This window comes from Streptomyces sp. NPDC002773 (assembly GCF_040295605.1).
In the GTDB taxonomy this organism is placed as follows: domain Bacteria; phylum Actinomycetota; class Actinomycetes; order Streptomycetales; family Streptomycetaceae; genus Streptomyces.
This window is the reverse complement of the sequence record NZ_JBEOVO010000034.1, coordinates 49,863-68,197: the sequence shown is the minus strand read 5'-3', so window position 1 is coordinate 68,197 and position 18,335 is coordinate 49,863. Positions and strand designations below refer to the sequence as shown.

Sequence of the window (18,335 nt, the reverse complement as noted above, 5' to 3'; positions counted from 1 at the left end):
AGGACCCCGCCCGTCGGGCCGCACACGCTCGCCTTCGGCCAGCCGCCCGCCGCGCCGCCCGCCGCGACCAACCCCACCCCGCCCCCCGCGGCGGCTTCCGTTCCGCACGGCGAGGCCCCCGTCCCGGCCGACCCCGCGCCCCACTGGCCCGGAGCCACAGCCACAGCCGCACCGGGAGCCGGAAGCGGAACCGGAGCCGAAACCGGCCCCGTACCGCCGCCCACCACCCCTCCCGGCTACGGCCCCCCGCCGGGCCCTCCCCACTACGGCCCTCCGGGTTACGGTCCTCCCGGCTACGGCCCGCCCCCCGGACACGGCGGCGCCGAGCCGCCCACGCCGCCGCCCGCCGACGCCAACCCCGCCCAGGCCGCCATGATCGGCCTGCTCAACCTCTCCTGCCTGGGTCTCGGTTACGTCCTCCTGCGCAACTGGATCGGCGCCGCCCTCTGCTGGATCGCCACCGCCGCCCTCCTCGTCATCGCGCTCCCCGCCGACGTCGACGGCGTGCCCCTCGGGCTCCTCGCCGGCTACGGCGTCTTCCTGCTCGCCGTCGCCGCCGACGGCGCCCGGCGCGGACTGCGCGCGAACCTCCGGATCGGCGCCGCCTTCCGCCGCCTCGCGCTGCCGCTCGCCCTCGTGCTGCTCGCCGTGCCCGCGGGCGGTTCGCTCGCGTACGGCGCGGCCCGCGACGAGGCGAAGGAGCAGGCCCTGCTCGAACGGCTGTCGGCGGCGGACAAGCTGGTCGAGTCCGCCGACGGACTGCCCTTCGACAAGGCCGAGCCGACCTTCCGCGAGGCGCTCGTCACCTACCAGTACCTCGGTACGCAGCACGCCGGCTCGCGGGCGGGGAAGCTCGTCCCCGCGCGCCTCGACACGTACTACGAGACGGTCTCCGCCCCGTACAAGGACAAGAAGTACTGCGCGGCCGTCCCGCCGCTCAAGCACCTGCGGGGGCTGGCCGGCACCGTCGACAAGGGCCTCCTGGGCTCCCGCCCGGCCAAGACCGACGAGCCGCTCGCCGAGTCGCTCTACGAGTGCGGCACGGCGGCCCTCGGCGTACAGGCGGCGGACCCGCCCGCAAGCGAGAGCCTCAACGAGCTCCTCGACACCTTCCCGAAGTCCGCGCAGGCCACCCGCGTCGAGCCGGCCGTACGGGCGGCCGTCAAGGCCCGGACCGGCGCGCTCGGCGGGGCGGAGCCCTGCGACGCGACCACCGAGCTGCGCGCGCTGCGCTCCTCCCTCGACAACATGAAGGACCCGTCCTTCGAGGCCGTGTCGAAGGAGGCCGCGGCCGGGGTCGAGAGGGGCGACTTCGCCTGCGGGACCGACCACTTCAGGGACAAGGACTTCAGCACCGCGGCCAAGGCCATGTCGGACTACGCCACGACGTACCCGGGCAGCCCGCAGGCCGCGCACGCCCGCTCCATCGCCATCGCTGCCGAGATCGCCGAGGAGGAGCCCGAGGCCGGCAAGAAGCTGCCGTCGGCCGACGTTCCCGGCGGCGCCCGGATGGTGATGGTGGTGAGCAACGACGGACCCGGCGAGGTCGAGCTGCTCTACACGGGCCCGACGACCGGCAAGGTCACGATCGCCGCGTGCAAGACCTGCACGAAGTACCGGACCCCGATCCTGATCAACTCGCCGAAGATCAAGGCGTGCACGGGGCCGGCGTCGAAGTACCCGAAGACGACGCTGCTGCTGCCCGCCGGCGACTACCACTTCCTCCAGAAGCGGGCCACGACCGGCGCGTCCTCGGCCGGTGACACCAAGTCGAGCAGGACGAAGATCGAGCCCGGCTACAGCTACACCAACTGCCTGTACGTGACCTCGCTCTACTGACCTGGCTGTACCGGTCTCCGCGTGCTCAGCGGCGGCGCAGCACCCGCAGCGAGTCGGTGACGGAGACCTCGTCGAAGTCGCCCGACTCCAGGGCACGGAGGTAGATCCGGTACGGCGCCTGGCCGCCGTCCTCCGGATCCGGGAAGACGTCGTGGATGACGAGCAGGCCCCCGGGGGCGACCTTGGGGGCCCAGCCCTCGTAGTCGTTGGTGGCGTGCTCGTCGGTGTGCCCGCCGTCGATGAACACGAGCCCGAGCTGCCCGCCCCACACCTTCGCCACCTGCGGCGACCGCCCGACGACGGCGATCACGTGCTCCTCAAGGCCCGCCTTGCGCAGGGTCCGCCGGAAGGTGGGGAGGGTGTCCATGACCCCCACCTCGGGGTCGACCACGCTCGCGTCGTGGTACTCCCACCCCGGCTGCTGCTCCTCGCTGCCCCGGTGGTGGTCCACGGTCACGGCGACCGTCCCCGCCTGCCGGGCCACGTCCGCGAGCAGGATCGTGGAGCGCCCGCAGTACGTGCCGACCTCGAGCAGCGGCAGCCCGAGCTTCGCGGCCCCGGCGGCCGCCTCGTACAGCGCGAGCCCCTCCCCGACGGGCATGAACCCCTTCGCGGCCTCGAAGGCGGCAAGGATCTCGGGCGCGGGCACGGACATGGTGACTCCTACTGGCGGGTACGCGGGTGCGAGGGCCCATCGTGCCCTACGGGCGCCCTACGCGTCGCACTCGAACCACACCGTCTTCCCTTCGGCCGTCTCCGCCACGCCCCACCGGGTGAGCCAGGTCGTCAGCTTGTCGGCGGCGGCCGGCCCGAACGCGGTGGACTGCCAGCGCAGCAGGATGCCGCGGGTGAGCAGGGATGCCTGGTTCGCGCGGAGCCGGATGAGTGCGAGGCGTCCGCCGGCGGCGGGGCCGAGGATCGTGCAGGGCACGAACGAGGGCCTGGCCGCCGCGCGGGCCCGAGGCCGCGTCGGCGGTCGGCCTTCGGTCGTCAACGACAAGCTGCTGCGCGCCGCCCGCGACATGCTGCCCAACCCGGAGAGCAGCATCGAGACCATCGCGGCCCTGCTCGGCGTCTCGGTGGGCACCCTCTACAACCACATCCCCGACCTCAAGGAACTGCGGACTTCCCGCGTCCCCGCCCAGCTCGAAGGGTGCACGCGGTGATCCCCGCCCCGTACCGCATGAAGGGGGCCGCCCTCGCCCTTGCGGACGCCGCCGATTCCGCCAGGGACGGGCGGGCTCAGTCGACCGATGTCTCCTGCCAGGCCGGCAGGTCGACCCGTACGACGAGGCCGCCGGCTGCCCCCGGCCGGGCTCGCGCCGCCACGGCTCCGTGGTGGCCGCGCACGATGGACCGGACGATCGCGAGGCCCAGACCGTGGCCGCTGCGGTCGCTGGCCACGCGGGGGCGTGCCCGGTAGAAGGGCTCGAAGAGGCGGTCCACCACCTCCGGGTCGACCCTCGGACCTGTGTTGACGACCTCCAGGACGATCGTGTCGTCGACGCGGTCCACCCGCACATCGACCCTCCCGTGGGGCACGTTGTGCGTACGGGCGTTGTCGAGGAAGTTCACGACGAGCTGCCGCAACAGTGTCTGGCTGCCCATGACGTAGCAGGGTTCGAGGGTGTCGATCGAGAGGGTGATGGTCAGGTCACCGGCGCCGGCCCGCTGCTCGGCGACGACCTGTTCCGTCAGCTCGGCCATGTCCACCGGCTCGGTGTCGTGGATCTCCTGCTCCGCCGCCGCGAGCCGCAGCAGTTCCTGCACGACCTGGATGTTGCGCTCGTTGGTCTCGCGCAGCATCGGGACCAGTTCGGCGAACTCCTCTTTCGAGGTGTCGCCGCCGGTCATCTGGAGAATCGCCCGAGTGGTCGCGAGCGGTGTCAGCAGCTCGTGCGAGGCGTTCGCGGCGAACCGCTGATGCGCCGCGAACGCCTCCTCCAGGCGCCCCAGCATCGTGTCGAAGGTGTCGGCGAGCTGCTTCAGCTCGTCATGGGGTCCTTGGGCGTTGATCCGATAGGTCAGGTCGCCCTCGCCGGCCTTGGCCGCCGCCTGATTGACGGTGTGCAGGGGTGCGAGCAGCCGTCTCGACAGGAGCCAGCCGGCGCCCAGGCCGACGCCGAGGACCACGATCACCCCGCCGATGGACAGTGCGAGGACCGTCGTCCACACGTCCTCCTTGTCGCGGATCAGACCGGACGCGTCGACCGTCTCGCCCCGCTTCAGGGGCGGCTCCTGTAGGTCCGGCTCGCGCTTCGGTGCGACGTGCGGCGGGGTCGTCTCGCTCTGCGGCACGACGATCGGCGTCGTGAAGTCGTAGGTCGGCAGATAGCGGATCCCTGTGTAGATGATCGCCACCATCAGAGCCGAGCAGGCCGTGAGCGCGGCGCCGAAGCCGAAGAAGAGCCGGGCGTGGATGCTCAGCGTGCGTGGCCGGCGCTGGCGGCCGCGGCGCGGCCTCACTGCGTGCCCAGGTAGTAGCCCGCGCTGATCGCGGTGTGCACGAGCTGGGGTTCGCCGAGCTTCTTGCGCAGCGTGTGCACCACGAGCCGGACGGCGTTCGTGAGCGGATCGGCGTGCGCGTCCCACGCCTTGTCGAGCAGATACTCCGCGCTCACGACCCCGCCGTCGGCGCGCATCAGCAGTTCCAGGACGGCCATTTCCTTCGGTGTGAGTCTGATTTCTGTGCTGCCGCGTACCACCCGGCGTCGGTGCGTGTCGAAGGTCAGGTCGGCGAACGTCAGGATCGGGGTATGCGCTAGGGGGCTGCGCCGGTACAGGGCGCGCAGTCGGGCGACCAGCTCGGGGAAGTCGAAGGGCTTGGCGAGGTAGTCGTCCGCGCCGAGGCCCAGGCCCTCCACCTTGTCGCCGAGCCGGCCGGCGGCGGTGAGCATCAGCACGCGGCAGTCCAGGCCCATCTCGACGATGCGGCGGCACACTTCGTCCCCGTGCACCCCGGGCAGGTCCCGGTCCAGGACCACGGCGTCGTAGTCGTACACCGTGACCCGCTCCAGAGCCGTCGCCCCGTCGTGGACGACGTCGACGGCGATGGCCTCACGACGCAGCCCGAGCTCCAGGACGCGCGCCATGTACTGCTCGTCCTCGACCACCAAAACCCGCACGGGCGTCGGCCCCTTTCGCCATTCCTGAGAATTCCCTGAAAACCGGGGTGTGGGAGCCGAAGGGATTCGGGCCGTTTCCCGGGGTTTCTGTCACATCTACCAGATGCCGTCTTTGATTCGTGTATGAGGTCGCACGGGAGCAGCCTTTTCGCAAACGCAGCTCAAAGCTCCGGCTTCGTAGCGTGGCGTCCATGAACCTTTTCAAACGTGCGTGGTGGCGGCTCATCGGCGCTCCGGGCAAGTCCCTGATGCTGGTGGGCCTGTTCTTCGTCATCTGCACCCTGGTGCTGTCCGGCTTCCTGATCCAGTCGGCGGCGGCGCGCGCGGCCGACAGCGCCAAGAAGAGTGTGGGCGCGGTGGCCACGATGCAGCTCGACGTGAACGGATTGCTGGCGTCCGGCAAGAACAACGGCAGCGAAGGCGGCGGGCAGAACCCCGGCACCATCGGATCCGCCGGCGACCTGAAGCGCGACCTGGTCGACAAGATCTGCACGTCGGCCGTGGTCGCCGACTGCAACTACACCGCCGACGGGGCGGCCTTCCCCACCAAGAACACCAAGCTCTACCAGCCGGTCCCGGCGCCCGCCGGCCAGGACACCATGGGCACCGACCTGTTCAAGGTGGACGGGGTGCGCAAGCTCGACGAGGTGAGTGCCTTCCGTAACGGGGACTCCAAGATGATCGCCGGGAAGGGCGTCGAGCCGGACACCAAGAGGAACGAGATCGTCATCGAGGAGCGTGTGGCCAAGGAGAACAAGCTCAAGGTCGGCGACAAGGTCAGGCTCAAGATCGGCTCACTGGCTCCGGGCGTGGATACCTCGGAGCATGAGTTCACGGTCATCGGCATCTACGCGAACAGCACGCCCGGTACGGGCCAGTACGTGCCCGCGATGATGGACCCGGCCAACCAGGTCTACACGAACATCGAGGGCGCCAGCCTGCTCGGCGGCCACACCACCGACGGCGGCGGCACCCTCAAGTCGGCCACCTTCACTCTGACCGACCCCGATGACCTCGACCAGCTCAAGGAAGACGCCGAGAAGGCAGGCGCCGATCTTCAGATCTTCCCGATCTCGGTCAACGACAAGCAGTACAAGACGCTCGTCGGCCCCATCACGAAGACCGCGAGCTTCGCGACGGTCACCGTGTGGCTCGTCGCCGTCGCCGGCACGATCATCCTCGCCCTCATCGTCGCCTCCAGCCTGCGCGAGCGCCGCGGTGAGCTGGGCATCCTGCTCTCCCTCGGCGAGAAGAAGCCCAAGCTGCTCGGCCAGCACCTCATCGAGGTCGTCGCCTGCGCCGTCATCGCGATCGCATTCGCCGGTCTGGGCAGCCAGTTCCTCTCCGAGGCGATTGGCAACAAACTGCTCGCCGACGAGGTCGACTCGGCCCATAGGGAAGCCGAGAACGACAGCCTCCAACCCGACTACAGCGACCCCAGCGGCATGAGCAGGCAGGGTGACGACCAGCCCAAGGCCGACCCCATCGACTCGCTCGACGTGCACCTCGGGCCGGCCGACATCGCCAGGGTCGGCGCCACCGGGCTCGGCATCGCCGCCCTGGCCACCCTCGTCCCCGGCGCCCGCGTCCTGCGCCTCAACCCGCGCGACATCCTCACGAAGGGCGACTGACGTGACCACCACCGCCACCACCGACACCAACGCACCCGGCTCCCCAAGCGCGCCGATCCTCGAACTCGCCGGCGTGAGCCGCACGTACAGCACCGGCAACCGACGCCGCGTCGTCCTCAAGTCCGTCTCCTACGCCTTCCAGGCCGGCCGCATGTACGCCATCGTCGGCCCGTCCGGCTCCGGCAAGACGACACTGCTGTCCCTGGCCAGCGGACTCGACACTCCGACCTCCGGCAGCGTCCGCTTCAAGGGCCGCGACGTGGCCAAGCTCGGCCTCGGCACCTACCGCAACCGGCACGTGGCCACCGTGTTCCAGTCCCTGAACCTGCTCACCTACATGAACGCCGTCCAGAACGTGACCTCCGCCATGGAGATCACCGGCGTCAAGGGCGGACGCCGGAAGCAACGCGCCAACGAACTGCTCGACCTCCTCGGCATCGAACCCGACGACCGCACCCGCCGCACACTGCAGCTCTCCGGCGGCCAACAGCAGCGCGTGGCCATCGCCCGCGCGCTCGCTTGCGAGGTCGACATCCTCTTCGCCGACGAGCCGACCGGCGCCCTCGACCATGAGACCGCCGCCGGCATCATCGAGGTCTTCCAGAAACTGGCCCACGACGACGGCAAGTGCGTGATCGTCGTGACGCACTCCAAGGAGGTCGCCGCCGCCTGCGACGAGACGCTGGTCCTGAAGCGGGGGAATCTGGTTCCACAGAACTGACGCCGAGGCGGGCCTCAGTTCGGGCGCCCGCTGTCGGCCCCACCCGGCGGCACGGCGGACGCGCCGAACCGGCCGGGGCCCAACCACGGCCGACCGATCCGAGGCTCGAACGACGACGGCCCCGACGCCGGGCGGGAGTCGAGGCCGTCACCCACACGAGTCCCGCCGTGGGGCGTCAGGACAAGTGCACGTGTCGAGCTGACCAACGCATCGCGGGGCGGAAAGTCTGCGCCCACTGACATCCTCATGTCGCCCGTCCGTACCGCGCCGGGATTCGCCCGCGCGGCCCTCGACTGCCTGGGTGCCACCGCCCGCTGAGGTCGGCGAAGCTCGCCCTGTCGGTGGCGGGCGGTAGCCTGCGGGCCATGTCGGTCAACATCAATATCCACTTCACCGTCTCGCAGCTCACGGACGCGGCACAGGCCGAGGCGGTCGCCGCATCGGTCGGCGAGCTGCTGCGCGACGAGGGCATCGAGGCCCAGATCAGTTACGGCACGGCCTGCGACGACGGTGTCCACTACGTGTCGGGCGAGACGCAGTTCCCGCTCAGCATCACCCGCTTCGGCCACTGGCAGCCGGAGTTCGAGAGCTCGTTCGCGTTCGCCGTGGCCGAGGCCGCCCCGGCGGCGAAGGGTGTCATCGAGTGGGGTTACCCCGACGAGGAACGCTGAACGACCTGCGCATGGCGGGCGGAGTCACGCCCCGCGCGCAGAACCCGCTCGCGCTCCTGCTCGACGACGTGACCGGCGCCTGGACGCCGGGCCGCCGTACTCGATCCGTATCTGACCTTCCGTCAGAATGGAACGTGTTCTAGTCTGCGCGCCATGGGCATCGCCATCACGCACGAACAGCGGGAGCTCGCGCGAGCCGTCCGCGGGCTGCTCGCCCGCGCCGTCCCGCCGGAGGACGTACGCAAGGAGCTCGACGCCCCCGAGCCCGCCACCGGCCGGCCCGGGTACTGGGACGCCTTCGCCGCGCAGGGGCTCCTGGGGCCGCACCTCCCCGAGGAGTACGGGGGAGGGGGCGGCGACCTCGGAGACCTGGTCGTCGTCGTGGAAGAGGCCGCGCGGGCGCTGTTGCCCGGGCCGTACCTGCCCTCCGTCCTTGCCGCCGAGCTTCTCCATCGCGCCGGGCAGGGAGACCTGGCCGCCACCCTCGCACGCGGGGAGCGCATCGCGGCCGTCGCCCTCGGCGGTACGGGCAGCCTCACCGCCACCCCCGTCCTCGGCGGTACGGGCAGCCTCACCGCCACCCCCGCCCCCGGCGGTACGGGCAGCCTCACCGCCACCCCCGCCCCCGGCGGGTACCTCCTCGACGGCGCCGCGCCCCCCGTCCTCGGCGGCGCCCAGGCCGATCTCCTCATCCTGCGGGCCACCGCCCCCCACGGCCCCGTCTGGCTCGCCGTCGACGCCGCCGCCGGTCTCGCCGTACGGGCCCACACCAGCGCCGACCCCACCCGGCCCACCGCCGAGGTCACCGCCCGCGCCCTCCACGTCCCCACCGCACGCGAACTCGCCCTCGGCACCGGCCTCGTCCACGAGCTCGCCGCCGTCCTCCTCGCCGCCGACGCCTGCGGCAACGCCGCCCGCGCCGTCGAGACCGCCGCCGAACACGCCCGTACCCGCGAACAGTTCGGACGGCCCATCGGACAGTTCCAGGGCGTCAAACACCTCTGCGCCGACATGCTCGTCCGGCTCGAACAGGCCCGCGCCCTCACCTGGGACGCCGCCCGCTCCACCCACGACCCCGCCCGGCCCCTCACCGCCTCCCTCGCCGCCGCCACCGCCCTCGACACCGCGTACACCTGCGCCAAGGACTGCATCCAGATCCTCGGCGGCACCGGCTTCACCTGGGAGCACGACGCCCACCTGCTGCTCCGCCGCGCCCTCGTCGCCCGCCAGCTCCTCGGCTCCGGCGACCACCACCGCCTCGCCGCCCTCCGGCACGCCGCCGCAGGCGTCCGGCGCGGCCTCCGCCTCGACCTGCCGCCCGAGGCCGACCCGTACCGCGCTGCCGCCCGCGAGGCCCTCGCCGCCGCCGTCGGACTCGACCCGGCCGCCGCCCGACGCGCCCTCGCCCCCACCGGCTACGCGGCCCCGCACCTCCCGGAGCCGTACGGACTCGGCGCGGGACCCCTCCAGCAACTGGCCGTCCAACGGGAGCTGGACGAGGCCGGGATCACCGTCTCCGGGCTCGGCATCGCCACCTGGGTCGTACCGTCCCTCCTCGCCCACGGCACCCCCGCCCAGCAGGCCGAACACCTCGGCCCGACCCTGCGCGGCGAACGCCTCTGGTGCCAGCTCTTCTCCGAACCCGGAGCCGGCTCCGACCTCGCGTCCCTCCGCACCCGCGCCGAACGCACCGACGACGGCCGCTGGCGGATCAACGGCCAGAAGGTGTGGACGAGCGCCGCCCAGTGGGCCCACCACGGCATCCTGCTCGCCCGTACCGACCCCGCCGCCCCCAAGCACCAAGGGCTCACCTACTTCCTCGTCGACATGCGGAACACCCCCGGCATCGACGTACGGCCGCTCAAGGAGATCACCGGGGACTCCCTCTTCAACGAGGTCTGGTTCGACGACGCGATCCTCCCGGCCGACGCCGTCGTCGGCGAGGTGGACGACGGCTGGCGCGTCGCCCGCAACACCCTCGGCAACGAACGCGTCCACATGGCCGACCAGGTCGTCTTCGACAGCGGCCTCGAAGCCCTCATCGAACGGGCGGACGGCGCCGACGACTCCGTACGCGCACGGATCGGAGGCCTCCTCGCCGAGGCCCACGCGCTCGCGTGCATCGGCCTGCGCACCACCCTGCTCCAGGTGTCCGGCCTCGAACCCGGCGCGGGCGCCAGCGTCCGCAAGCTCGTCCAGACGCTCCACCAGCAGAAACTCGCCGAACTCAGCCTCGAACTCCTCGGCCCCGAAGGCGCCGTGCGCGAGGGCCCCGGCGAACGGGCCGTCCACGGCCTGCTCATGTCCCGCTGCCTCACCATCGCGGGCGGCACCACGCAGGTACAGCTCAATGTCGTCGCCGAGCGCCTGCTCGGCCTCCCGAGGGACTGAGAGGGCACGTGATGAAGGCGTACGTCGTCGGCGTCGGAATGACCAGGTTCGAGAAGCCCGAGACCCGGGACTGGCAGTACTGGGACATGGCCCGCGAGGCCGGCACCGCCGCCCTCACCGACGCGGGCGTCCCCTACGCGCGCGTGGAGCAGGCCACCGTCGGCTACTGCTTCCAGGCCTCCACCGCCGGACAGCGCGCCGTGTACGAACTCGGCCTCACCGGCATCCCCGTCCACAACCTCAACAACAACTGCGCCACCGGCGCGACCGCCCTCATGGTCGCCCGCCAGTTCGTCGAGGGCGGCCTCGCCGACTGCGTCCTCGCCCTCGGCTTCGAGAAGATGAGCCGGGGCTCGCTCGGCGGCGGAGCGGGCGGCGCCGGTGACTTCGCGACCTCACCCGTCGCCCGGCACTACGGGATCATGGCCGCCGCCCACGGCTTCGAGGCCTCCCCGCCCACCGCCCAGATCTTCGGCAACGCCGCCCGCGAGCACATGGAGCGGTACGGGACGACCGAGGTGCAGCTCGCGGCCGTCGGTGCCAAGAACCACCAGCACTCGGTGAACAACCCGTACGCCCAGTTCCAGGGCATCTACACCGTCGACGAGATCCTCGCCGCCAAGACCGTCCACCGGCCGCTCACCAAGCTCCAGTGCTCGCCCACCTCCGACGGCGCGGCGGCGGCCCTCGTCGTGTCCGAACGGTTCGTCGGTGAACACGGGCTGCGGGGGCGGGCGGTCGAGATCGCCGGGCAGTCGATGACCACCGACACCGAGGAGTCCTTCGCCTCCGGCTCCTGCATCGACGCCGTCGGCCGCCCCATGTCCCGGGCCGCCGCCCGGCAGGCGTACGAGCGCTCCGGACTCGGCATCGAGGACGTCGACGTCATCGAGCTCCACGACTGCTTCTCCATCAACGAACTCCTCACGTACGAGGCGCTCGGCATGTGCGAGGAGGGCGCCTCCGGCAAATTCGTCGAGTCGGGGGCGACGACGTACGGCGGACGATGGGTCGTGAACCCCTCGGGCGGCCTCATCTCCAAGGGCCACCCCCTGGGCGCGACGGGCCTCGCGCAGACCGCCGAGCTGGTGTGGCAGCTGCGGGGCGAGGCGGGGGCGCGGCAGGTGGCGGGGGCGCGGGTCGGGCTCGCGCACAACATCGGCCTGGGAGGGGCGGCGGTGGTGACGCTGCTGCGGAAGCCGTAGCGGCCGGGGCGGCTGCGGGAGCTGGGGCGGCTGCGGGAGCCGTAACGGCTGGGTCCGAGCCTTAGTCGCTGGGGCGCGAGCCGTAGCCGCTCGGGCCCCAGCCGTAGGACTCTCGGTGTATGTACGGGGCGGGGGTGGTCTGCGACCATCACATCCATGCCGCAGAACGACCCCCTCCGCAAGGCCCCCGCGCCCTCCACCCCTCCCCTCCCTCCCCCACCCGCCCCGGCCCGCCCCGGTCTCGTCGTCCTCGCGGCCTGCGCGGGGCAGTTCCTCGTCGTCCTCGACGTCTCCGTCATGAACGTCGCCCTGCCGTCACTGGAGGCCGATCTCGGGCTCTCCACGCTGGGACTCCAATGGGTCCTCAACGCCTACTCGATCGCCTTCGCCGGCTTCATGCTGCTCGGCGGGCGGGCCGCCGACCTCTACGGCCGCAAGGCGATGTTCCTGCTCGGGCTCGGACTCTTCACCGCGGCCTCCGCCGTCGGCGGCATAGCCCCCGAGGGCCAGTACCTGATCGGCGCCCGCGCCGCGCAGGGCCTCGGCGCGGCCCTCCTCGCACCGGCCACCCTCACCCTGATCACGGGCGCCGTCCCGCCGGGCGCCGCACGCACCCGGGCCATCGGCACCTGGACGGCGGTCGGCGCCGCCGGCGGCGCGGCGGGCGGCTTCGTCGGCGGCCTCCTCGTCGACCTGCTCTCCTGGCGCTGGGTCCTCCTCATCAACGTCCCCATCGGCATCCTGGTCCTCGCCGCGGGCGCCCTCTGGCTGCGCGAGAGCCGCACCGCCGCCGGTCGCCGCCTCGACCTCCCGGGCGCCGTCCTCGTCACGGCGGGCCTCGCCACCCTCGCGTACGGCATCGTGCAGACCGAGATGGCGGGCTGGACCGCCCCCGCCACTCTGCTGCCGCTGCTCGGCGGCCTCGCCCTGCTCGCCGTCTTCGTCGTCGTGGAGTCCCGCACCCGGGAACCCCTGGTGCCGCTGGGCATCTTCCGCAACCGGGCCGTGTCGGCGGCCAACGCGGCGATCCTGCTGTGCGGTTCGAGCTCGTTCGCCATGTGGTTCTTCATGACGGTGTACGCGCAGAGCGTCCTCGACTACACCCCGCTCCAGGCCGGTCTCGCCCTCATACCCAGCTCCGTCAGCGTGCTCCTCGGGTCCAAGTTCGCCCCCCATCTGATGCCGGTGGTCGGCGCCAGGAACCTCGCCGTCATCGGCGCGCTCCTCGCCGCCGGAGGCTTCGCCTGGCAGTCGACGCTGACCGCCGACGGCACCTTCCTCGGCACGATCCTGGGCCCCGGCGTCCTCATGATGGCCGGCATCGGCCTCGCGACGACCCCGCTCGCGACCCTCGCCACCTCCAGCGCCGCGCCGGGCGACGCGGGCCTGGTCTCTGGCCTCGTCAACACCTCCCGCACGATGGGCGGCGCGCTCGGTCTGGCGACGCTCACGACCGTCGCGGCGGCCGTCGCGGCGACGGCCCCCGCGGTCCCCTACTCCTCCTACACTCCGACGCCGGACTTCTCCTACCTCGTCCCCGGCTACGCGATGGCCTTCCGCGTCTCGGCCTGCGTCCTCGTGGCGGCGGCCGCGCTGATGCTGCTCTGGCTGCCCAAGGAGCCGGTCCGACGCCGGGCGTAGGTGACAATGCCCCCATGATGATCAAGAGCAGGTTCAGGACGGCCGTCACCGCGCTCACCGTCGGCGCCGCCCTGACGGTGGCGCCCTCGGCGTCGGCGGAACCGGTCGTGGCCGTGACCACCGGCGCGATATTCAACGACCCGACGAGCACCGACAAGGCCGCAACGGGACGCATCCTCTTCCACCTCACGGGTCTCGTCGACGGCGCCGAGGCGGGGTCGTCCATCCGGATCTCCCTGTACCTGTTCCACTCCCAGTACATGGCCGAGCGGCTGGTCGCCGCCCACCGGCGGGGCGTCTCCGTCCAGGTGGTCCTCGACGGCGACAGCACCTCCGGCGCCGCCACCTACCTCGCGACGGAGCTGGCGAAGCCCGGCAGCGCGCCGTCCTGGGTGCGTACCTGCAAGACGTCGGAGGCCTGCCTCGCCCTGGACCCGGGCACCACGGCCGCGAACCCCACCGGCTGGTACACCAACGTCAACCACAACAAGTTCTTCCTGTTCTCCCGTACCAAAGGCAAGGGCGACACCCCCGTCGACAACGTGGTGGTGCAGTCCTCCGGCAACCTCACCGGGCAGGACACGGACGCCTGGTGGAACGACGCCCTGACGGTGGTGGGCAACACGGAACTGTTCGCCGCGTACACCCGCTACTTCGACGACCAGGCGGCGGCGGCCGTCGGGGAGCGGCCGCAGGTCGCGGACTACGCCCACGACACCCAGGCCGGCAAGGCCAAGGTCTACTTCTTCCCCCGGTCCAGCACTGACGTGGTCGTCAACATCCTGAAGACGGTCGCCCCGGCCGGCACCGCGAACCCCTGCGGCGGCAACTCCCCGGGCTTCGGCACCACCGACGGCCGTACGAAGATCCGCATCGCCCAGGGCCACATCACCCGCACCGAGGTGGCGAAGCAGCTGTGGGAGCTCGCGGAGAAGGGCTGCCACGTCGAGATCGTGTACCGCTCCCTTGAGAACTGGGACGCGGCGACCGGGAAGCCCCAGTCCGAGGTGTCCTCCTGGCTGACGAGGCCGACGTCGGGGAAGGGCCGGGTCATCCTGCACAAGCTCGACAACGACAGCCGTGGCGGCTCCGACACCCACACCAAGTACCTGCTGGTCGAGGGCACGTACCTCAACGGCGTCGACAAGAAGATCGTCTTCACCGGCAGCCACACGTACACGGGGATGGCGCTCACGGTCAACGACGAGACGCTGCTCAAGTACGAGGACACGGCCGTCTTCGCCCAGTACGCGGCGAACTTCGAGGCCCAGCGCGCGGCCTCCCTCGCGGAACGCGAGCTGTAGGGGGTACGCGGCTCCCGCCGCCGGTCGGCCCGCACCGCCTCCGCTCCGTACGGTCGCGGGCCGTCAGCCCTCCTCCTCCCCGGTGTCCGCCGCCGCCGCGAGCACCGGGTCGATCACCGTCTCCCCGCGCAGCACCTGCCGGACCGCCTCGGTCAGCTCCTCCACCGGCCCGTCCTTGACCAGGAACCCGGCGGCCCCCGCCTCCCTCGCCCGCCGCAGGTACCCCGGCCGCCCGGAGGTCGCCAGGACCAGCACCCGGCAGTCCGGCACCTCGTCGCGCAGATCCCCGGCGGCGTCGAACGCCGACCGCCCGGGCAGTCCGGCGTCGAGCAACGCCACATCGGGCCGGGCGACGAGCGCCGCGTCCACGACCTCGTCGCCCCGCCCGACCTGCGCGACGACCTCGAAGTCGTGCTCCATCCCGAGCAGCACCGCCAACGCGCTCCGTGCCGCCCGCTGGTCCTCGGCGAGCAGGATCCTGATCATTCCGTGGGCTCCCCGTCGTGCGGGCCGGGGCCGCCACGGGGCTCCGCGGCGACCCGGACCGCCCCGGGGCGGTCCCGGGACAAGCGTGCCGCCTGCGGCCGCGAACCGCGCGCGCAGGACACGCCGACGCCGTTTCTGACGTAACGTCAGGAGGGTTCACAACCGCGATCGGCTCGGCTATACATGGGGACCACCGACCTAGAACGCGTTCTAGAACGGCCGCGTACGGGACGGTCCCCGCACGGCCTCGGTGCGGCCGACGGTGCGGACGGCCGCGCCGAGGTCTTCCACTCCACGAGGAGCAGCAGCCCGATGCCGATCGACCCTGCCAAGGCCGTCGCCGCCGAACCCCGCAGCGCCGAGATCTCCTGGGACCACAAGGACGTCCAGCTCTACCACCTGGGCCTGGGCGCCGGCACCCCGGCGACCGACCCCGACGAGCTCCGCTACACCCTGGAGTCCCGGCTCCACGTCCTGCCCAGCTTCGCCACCGTCGCCGGCGCCGGCATGGGGGTCGTCGGCGGGCTCTCCGCCCCCGGCATCGACATCGACCTCGCCGCCGTCCTCCACGGCGGCCAGTCGATCACGCTCCACCGCCCCGTACCCGTCGCCGGCCGCGCCGTCTCCACCTCCCGCGTCGCCGCCGTGTACGACAAGGGCAAGGCCGCCGTCCTCGTCCTGCGCTCCGAGGCCGCCGACGCGGACGGCCCGCTCTGGACCAGCGACGCCCAGATCTTCGTACGCGGCGAGGGCGGCTGGGGCGGCGACCGGGGGCCCTCCGAGCGCCTCGCCCTCCCCGACCGCGCGCCCGACGTCACCGCCGAACGCCCGGTCCGCGAGGAACAGGCCCTGCTCTACCGGCTCTCCGGGGACTGGAACCCGCTCCACGCCGACCCCGAGTTCGCCAAGCTGGCCGGCTTCGACAGGCCGATCCTGCACGGCCTCTGCTCGTACGGCATGACCCTCAAGGCGGTGGTGGACACGGTGCTCGGCGGAGACGTCGCCCGGGTCCACGCGTACCGCACCCGCTTCGCCGGGGTCGTCTTCCCCGGCGAGACCCTGCGCATCCGGATGTGGACCGGGGACGGCCGCGTCCAGGTGACGGTGACGGCCGTGGAGCGCGACGACGCCCCCGTACTCGCCGACACCCTCGTCGAACACTCCTGACACTTCCGTACCGCCGTACTCCTGAGGGGAGCCGCACCATGCGCGCAGCCGTACTGCACGAGATCGGCCAGGACAAACTCGAAGTCCTCGACGACGTCGAGGCGGTGGGCTTCGGCCCCGGCAAGGTACGGATCCGGGTCAGGGCCACCGGCCTCTGCCACTCCGACGTCTCCGCGATGAGCGGCGTCCTTCCGCAGCCCGCCCCCTTCATCCCCGGCCACGAGGGCGCGGGCGAGATCCTCGACGTCGGCGACGGCGTCACCGGACTCGACCAGGGCCAGCGCGTCCTGCTCTGCTGGCTGCCCGCCTGTGGCAGCTGCCCCGCCTGCAAGCGCGGCCAGACGCAGCTGTGCCTGGCCGGCTTCATGAACGCCGGCACGCCCAACTTCAAGCGCCCCGGCGGCGACCTCTTCGGCTTCGCCGGCACCGGCACCTTCACCGAGGAGGTCGTCGTCGACGCCGGCTGCGCCGTCCCGATCCCCGACGACGTGCCCTTCGAGATCGCCGCCCTCATCGGCTGCGGCGTCACCACCGGCCTCGGCGCCGCCATCAACACGGCCAAGGTGGAGGCCGGTTCGTCGGTCGCCGTCATCGGCTGCGGAGGCGTCGGCATCTCTGCGATCCAGGGCGCCAGGCTCCAGGGCGCCGCCCAGATCATCGCCGTCGACCCCGTCGAGTCGCGGCGCGAGGCCGCGCTCCGCTTCGGTGCCACCGAGGCCGTCGCCCCGGACGCCCTCGCCGACGCCAAGCAGCGGATCACCGGCGGGGAGGGCTTCGACTACGTCTTCGAGGTCGTCGGCAAGTCCGCCACCGCCCGCACCGCGTACGAGACGACCCGGCGCGGCGGCACCCTCTGCGTCGTCGGCGCGGGCGCCCTCGACGACTACCTCCAGCTCAGCATGTTCGAGCTGTTCTTCGACGAGAAGCGGATCCTGCCGTCCATGTACGGCGGCGGGGACGTGCTCCGCTCGTACGAGAGGGCCATCGCGCTCTGGCGGGCGGGCCGCATCGACCTGGAGTCGCTCATCACCCACCGGGTGCCGCTCGCGGGCATCAACGAGGCCCTGGAGCAGATGCGTACGGGCGCCGCCCTCCGCACCTGCATCGAGATCTGAGACTTCCGAGATCCGAGGCTCGAACTCCGAGATCTGAGAGGAACCGACCCATGTCACTCCCTCTTGAGGGGCTGAGCGCGATCGTCACCGGCGCCGGGCGCGGTCTCGGCCGCGCCGAGGCCCTGGAACTCGCCCGGCTCGGCGCCGCCGTCGTCGTCAACGACTACGGGCAGCCCGGCCGCGACGGCTCCGGCGCGGCCTCCGCCGCGCCCGCCGACGAGGTCGCGGCGGAGATCCGCGCGGCGGGCGGCCGCGCGGTCGCGCACCTCGGCGACGTCTCCGACTTCGAGACCGCACGGGCCCTGGTCGACCTGGCCGTCGCCGAGTTCGGCAAACTCGACGTCCTCGTCAACAACGCGGGCATCCTGCGCGACCGGATGGTCTTCTCGATGAGCGAGGACGAGTGGGACTCGGTCGTACGGGTCCACCTCAAGGGCCACTTCAACACCACCCACTTCGCCGCCGTGCACTGGCGGGGGCGGGCCAAGGCCGGGGAGAGCGGCGTCTACGGCCGGATCGTCAACACCTCGTCCGAGGCCTTCCTCGCCGGTTCGGCCGGTCAGCCCAACTACGCGGCGGCCAAGGGCGGCATCGTGGGCCTGACCACCTCGACGGCCCTCGCGCTCGCCCGGTACGGGGTGACGGCCAACGTGATCTGCCCGCGGGCCAGGACGCGGATGACGGAGGACGTGTTCGCGGCCATTCCCGCAATCAAGAGGGGCGCGGAGCCCACGGCCGAGGGCGGGCTCGATCCGCTGTCCCCGGACCACGTGGCGCCGCTCGTCGGCTATCTCGCCTCCCCGGCCGCCTCCGGGGTCAACGGCCAGCTGCTCGTCGTACACGGCGGGATGGTGGCGGTCGTGGACCGGCCGCGGGTGTCGGCCAAGTTCGACACGGCCAAGGAGGCGTTCACGTACGAGGAACTCGACGGCCTGCTCACCCCGCACTACGCCTCCCGCCCGGCGGGGGAGACCTTCGCGGCGGCGGAGGTGCTGGCCCTGAAGAAGGGCTGAGGGCGGCGCGGGGAGGCCGAGGGCCG

Annotated in this window: 16 protein-coding genes and 1 pseudogene; 12 read left to right on the top strand and 5 right to left on the bottom strand. The window is 72.1% G+C overall.

Going from position 1 to position 18,335, the window contains the following annotated elements:
- The coding region (locus tag ABT034_RS29615) for a hypothetical protein (RefSeq protein WP_351220139.1) at positions 1-1,839 on the top strand (1,839 nt) is incomplete at its 5' end.
- Positions 1,840-1,864: 25 nt separating this feature from the next.
- On the opposite strand, the gene ABT034_RS29610 is transcribed toward ABT034_RS29615, so the two are convergent.
- The gene (locus ABT034_RS29610) at positions 1,865-2,494 is read right to left on the bottom strand and encodes a class I SAM-dependent methyltransferase (protein WP_351220138.1); all 630 of its coding nucleotides are present in this window, start codon (positions 2,492-2,494) and stop codon (positions 1,865-1,867) included.
- Positions 2,495-2,551: 57 nt separating this feature from the next.
- Positions 2,552-2,770 (bottom strand): hypothetical protein, encoded by a 219-nt coding sequence (locus ABT034_RS29605; RefSeq protein ID WP_351220137.1) that lies wholly within the window; start codon positions 2,768-2,770, stop codon positions 2,552-2,554.
- On the opposite strand from ABT034_RS29605, the gene ABT034_RS29600 reads away from it, so the two are divergent.
- Entirely contained in the window at positions 2,760-3,005 is a 246-nt protein-coding gene (locus tag ABT034_RS29600) for a hypothetical protein (RefSeq protein ID WP_351220136.1), read from the top strand. The genes ABT034_RS29605 and ABT034_RS29600 overlap by 11 nt on opposite strands.
- Positions 3,006-3,081: 76 nt before the next feature.
- On the opposite strand, the gene ABT034_RS29595 is transcribed toward ABT034_RS29600, so the two are convergent.
- Entirely contained in the window at positions 3,082-4,305 is a 1,224-nt protein-coding gene (locus ABT034_RS29595) for a sensor histidine kinase (RefSeq protein WP_351220135.1), read from the bottom strand.
- Positions 4,302-4,964 (bottom strand): response regulator transcription factor, encoded by a 663-nt coding sequence (locus ABT034_RS29590; protein ID WP_351220134.1) that lies wholly within the window; start codon positions 4,962-4,964, stop codon positions 4,302-4,304. Before ABT034_RS29590 ends, ABT034_RS29595 begins: the two co-directional genes overlap by 4 nt.
- A gap of 191 nt (positions 4,965-5,155) precedes the next feature.
- On the opposite strand from ABT034_RS29590, the gene ABT034_RS29585 reads away from it, so the two are divergent.
- The 7 genes from ABT034_RS29585 to ABT034_RS29555 all read left to right on the top strand — a co-directional run bounded on the left by ABT034_RS29585 (position 5,156) and on the right by ABT034_RS29555 (position 14,528).
- On the top strand, positions 5,156-6,595 hold the full coding sequence (locus ABT034_RS29585; protein ID WP_351220133.1) for an ABC transporter permease: 1,440 nt from the start codon (positions 5,156-5,158) through the stop codon (positions 6,593-6,595).
- Position 6,596: 1 nt separating this feature from the next.
- Positions 6,597-7,316 carry an ABC transporter ATP-binding protein gene (locus ABT034_RS29580; protein WP_351220132.1) on the top strand — a complete coding sequence of 240 codons (720 nt, stop codon included), beginning with the start codon at positions 6,597-6,599 and terminating at the stop codon, positions 7,314-7,316.
- 365 nt (positions 7,317-7,681) lie between these two features.
- Entirely contained in the window at positions 7,682-7,987 is a 306-nt protein-coding gene (locus ABT034_RS29575; protein ID WP_351220131.1) for a hypothetical protein, read from the top strand.
- Positions 7,988-8,140: 153 nt separating this feature from the next.
- Positions 8,141-10,378: an acyl-CoA dehydrogenase family protein gene (locus tag ABT034_RS29570; RefSeq protein ID WP_351220130.1), complete on the top strand. Its 2,238-nt coding sequence runs from the start codon at positions 8,141-8,143 to the stop codon at positions 10,376-10,378.
- 11 nt (positions 10,379-10,389) lie between these two features.
- The gene (locus tag ABT034_RS29565) at positions 10,390-11,583 is read left to right on the top strand and encodes a lipid-transfer protein (protein ID WP_351220144.1); all 1,194 of its coding nucleotides are present in this window, start codon (positions 10,390-10,392) and stop codon (positions 11,581-11,583) included.
- A 156-nt stretch (positions 11,584-11,739) separates the two neighbouring features.
- A complete protein-coding gene (locus tag ABT034_RS29560) occupies positions 11,740-13,224 on the top strand; it encodes an MFS transporter (RefSeq protein WP_351220129.1) in 1,485 nt (494 codons plus the stop codon).
- Positions 13,225-13,238: 14 nt separating this feature from the next.
- On the top strand, positions 13,239-14,528 hold the full coding sequence (locus ABT034_RS29555; protein WP_351220128.1) for a phospholipase D-like domain-containing protein: 1,290 nt from the start codon (positions 13,239-13,241) through the stop codon (positions 14,526-14,528).
- 49 nt (positions 14,529-14,577) lie between these two features.
- On the opposite strand, the pseudogene ABT034_RS29550 reads toward ABT034_RS29555, so the two are convergent.
- Positions 14,578-15,014, bottom strand: a pseudogene (locus tag ABT034_RS29550) (response regulator); the annotation flags it as partial.
- Between the two features lie 312 nt (positions 15,015-15,326).
- Between ABT034_RS29550 and chsH3 the strand changes: the two are divergent.
- Genes chsH3 through ABT034_RS29535 form a run of 3 tightly spaced genes read left to right on the top strand, consistent with a single transcriptional unit; the run spans position 15,327 to position 18,309 of the window.
- The gene (gene chsH3, locus ABT034_RS29545; protein WP_351220127.1) at positions 15,327-16,181 is read left to right on the top strand and encodes an enoyl-CoA hydratase ChsH3; all 855 of its coding nucleotides are present in this window, start codon (positions 15,327-15,329) and stop codon (positions 16,179-16,181) included.
- A gap of 38 nt (positions 16,182-16,219) precedes the next feature.
- Complete coding sequence (locus ABT034_RS29540; RefSeq protein WP_351220126.1) at positions 16,220-17,296, top strand: Zn-dependent alcohol dehydrogenase; 1,077 nt, start codon at positions 16,220-16,222, stop codon at positions 17,294-17,296.
- Between the two features lie 50 nt (positions 17,297-17,346).
- A complete protein-coding gene (locus tag ABT034_RS29535; protein ID WP_351220125.1) occupies positions 17,347-18,309 on the top strand; it encodes a 3-oxoacyl-ACP reductase in 963 nt (320 codons plus the stop codon).
- The last annotated feature ends 26 nt before the right edge of the window (positions 18,310-18,335 follow it).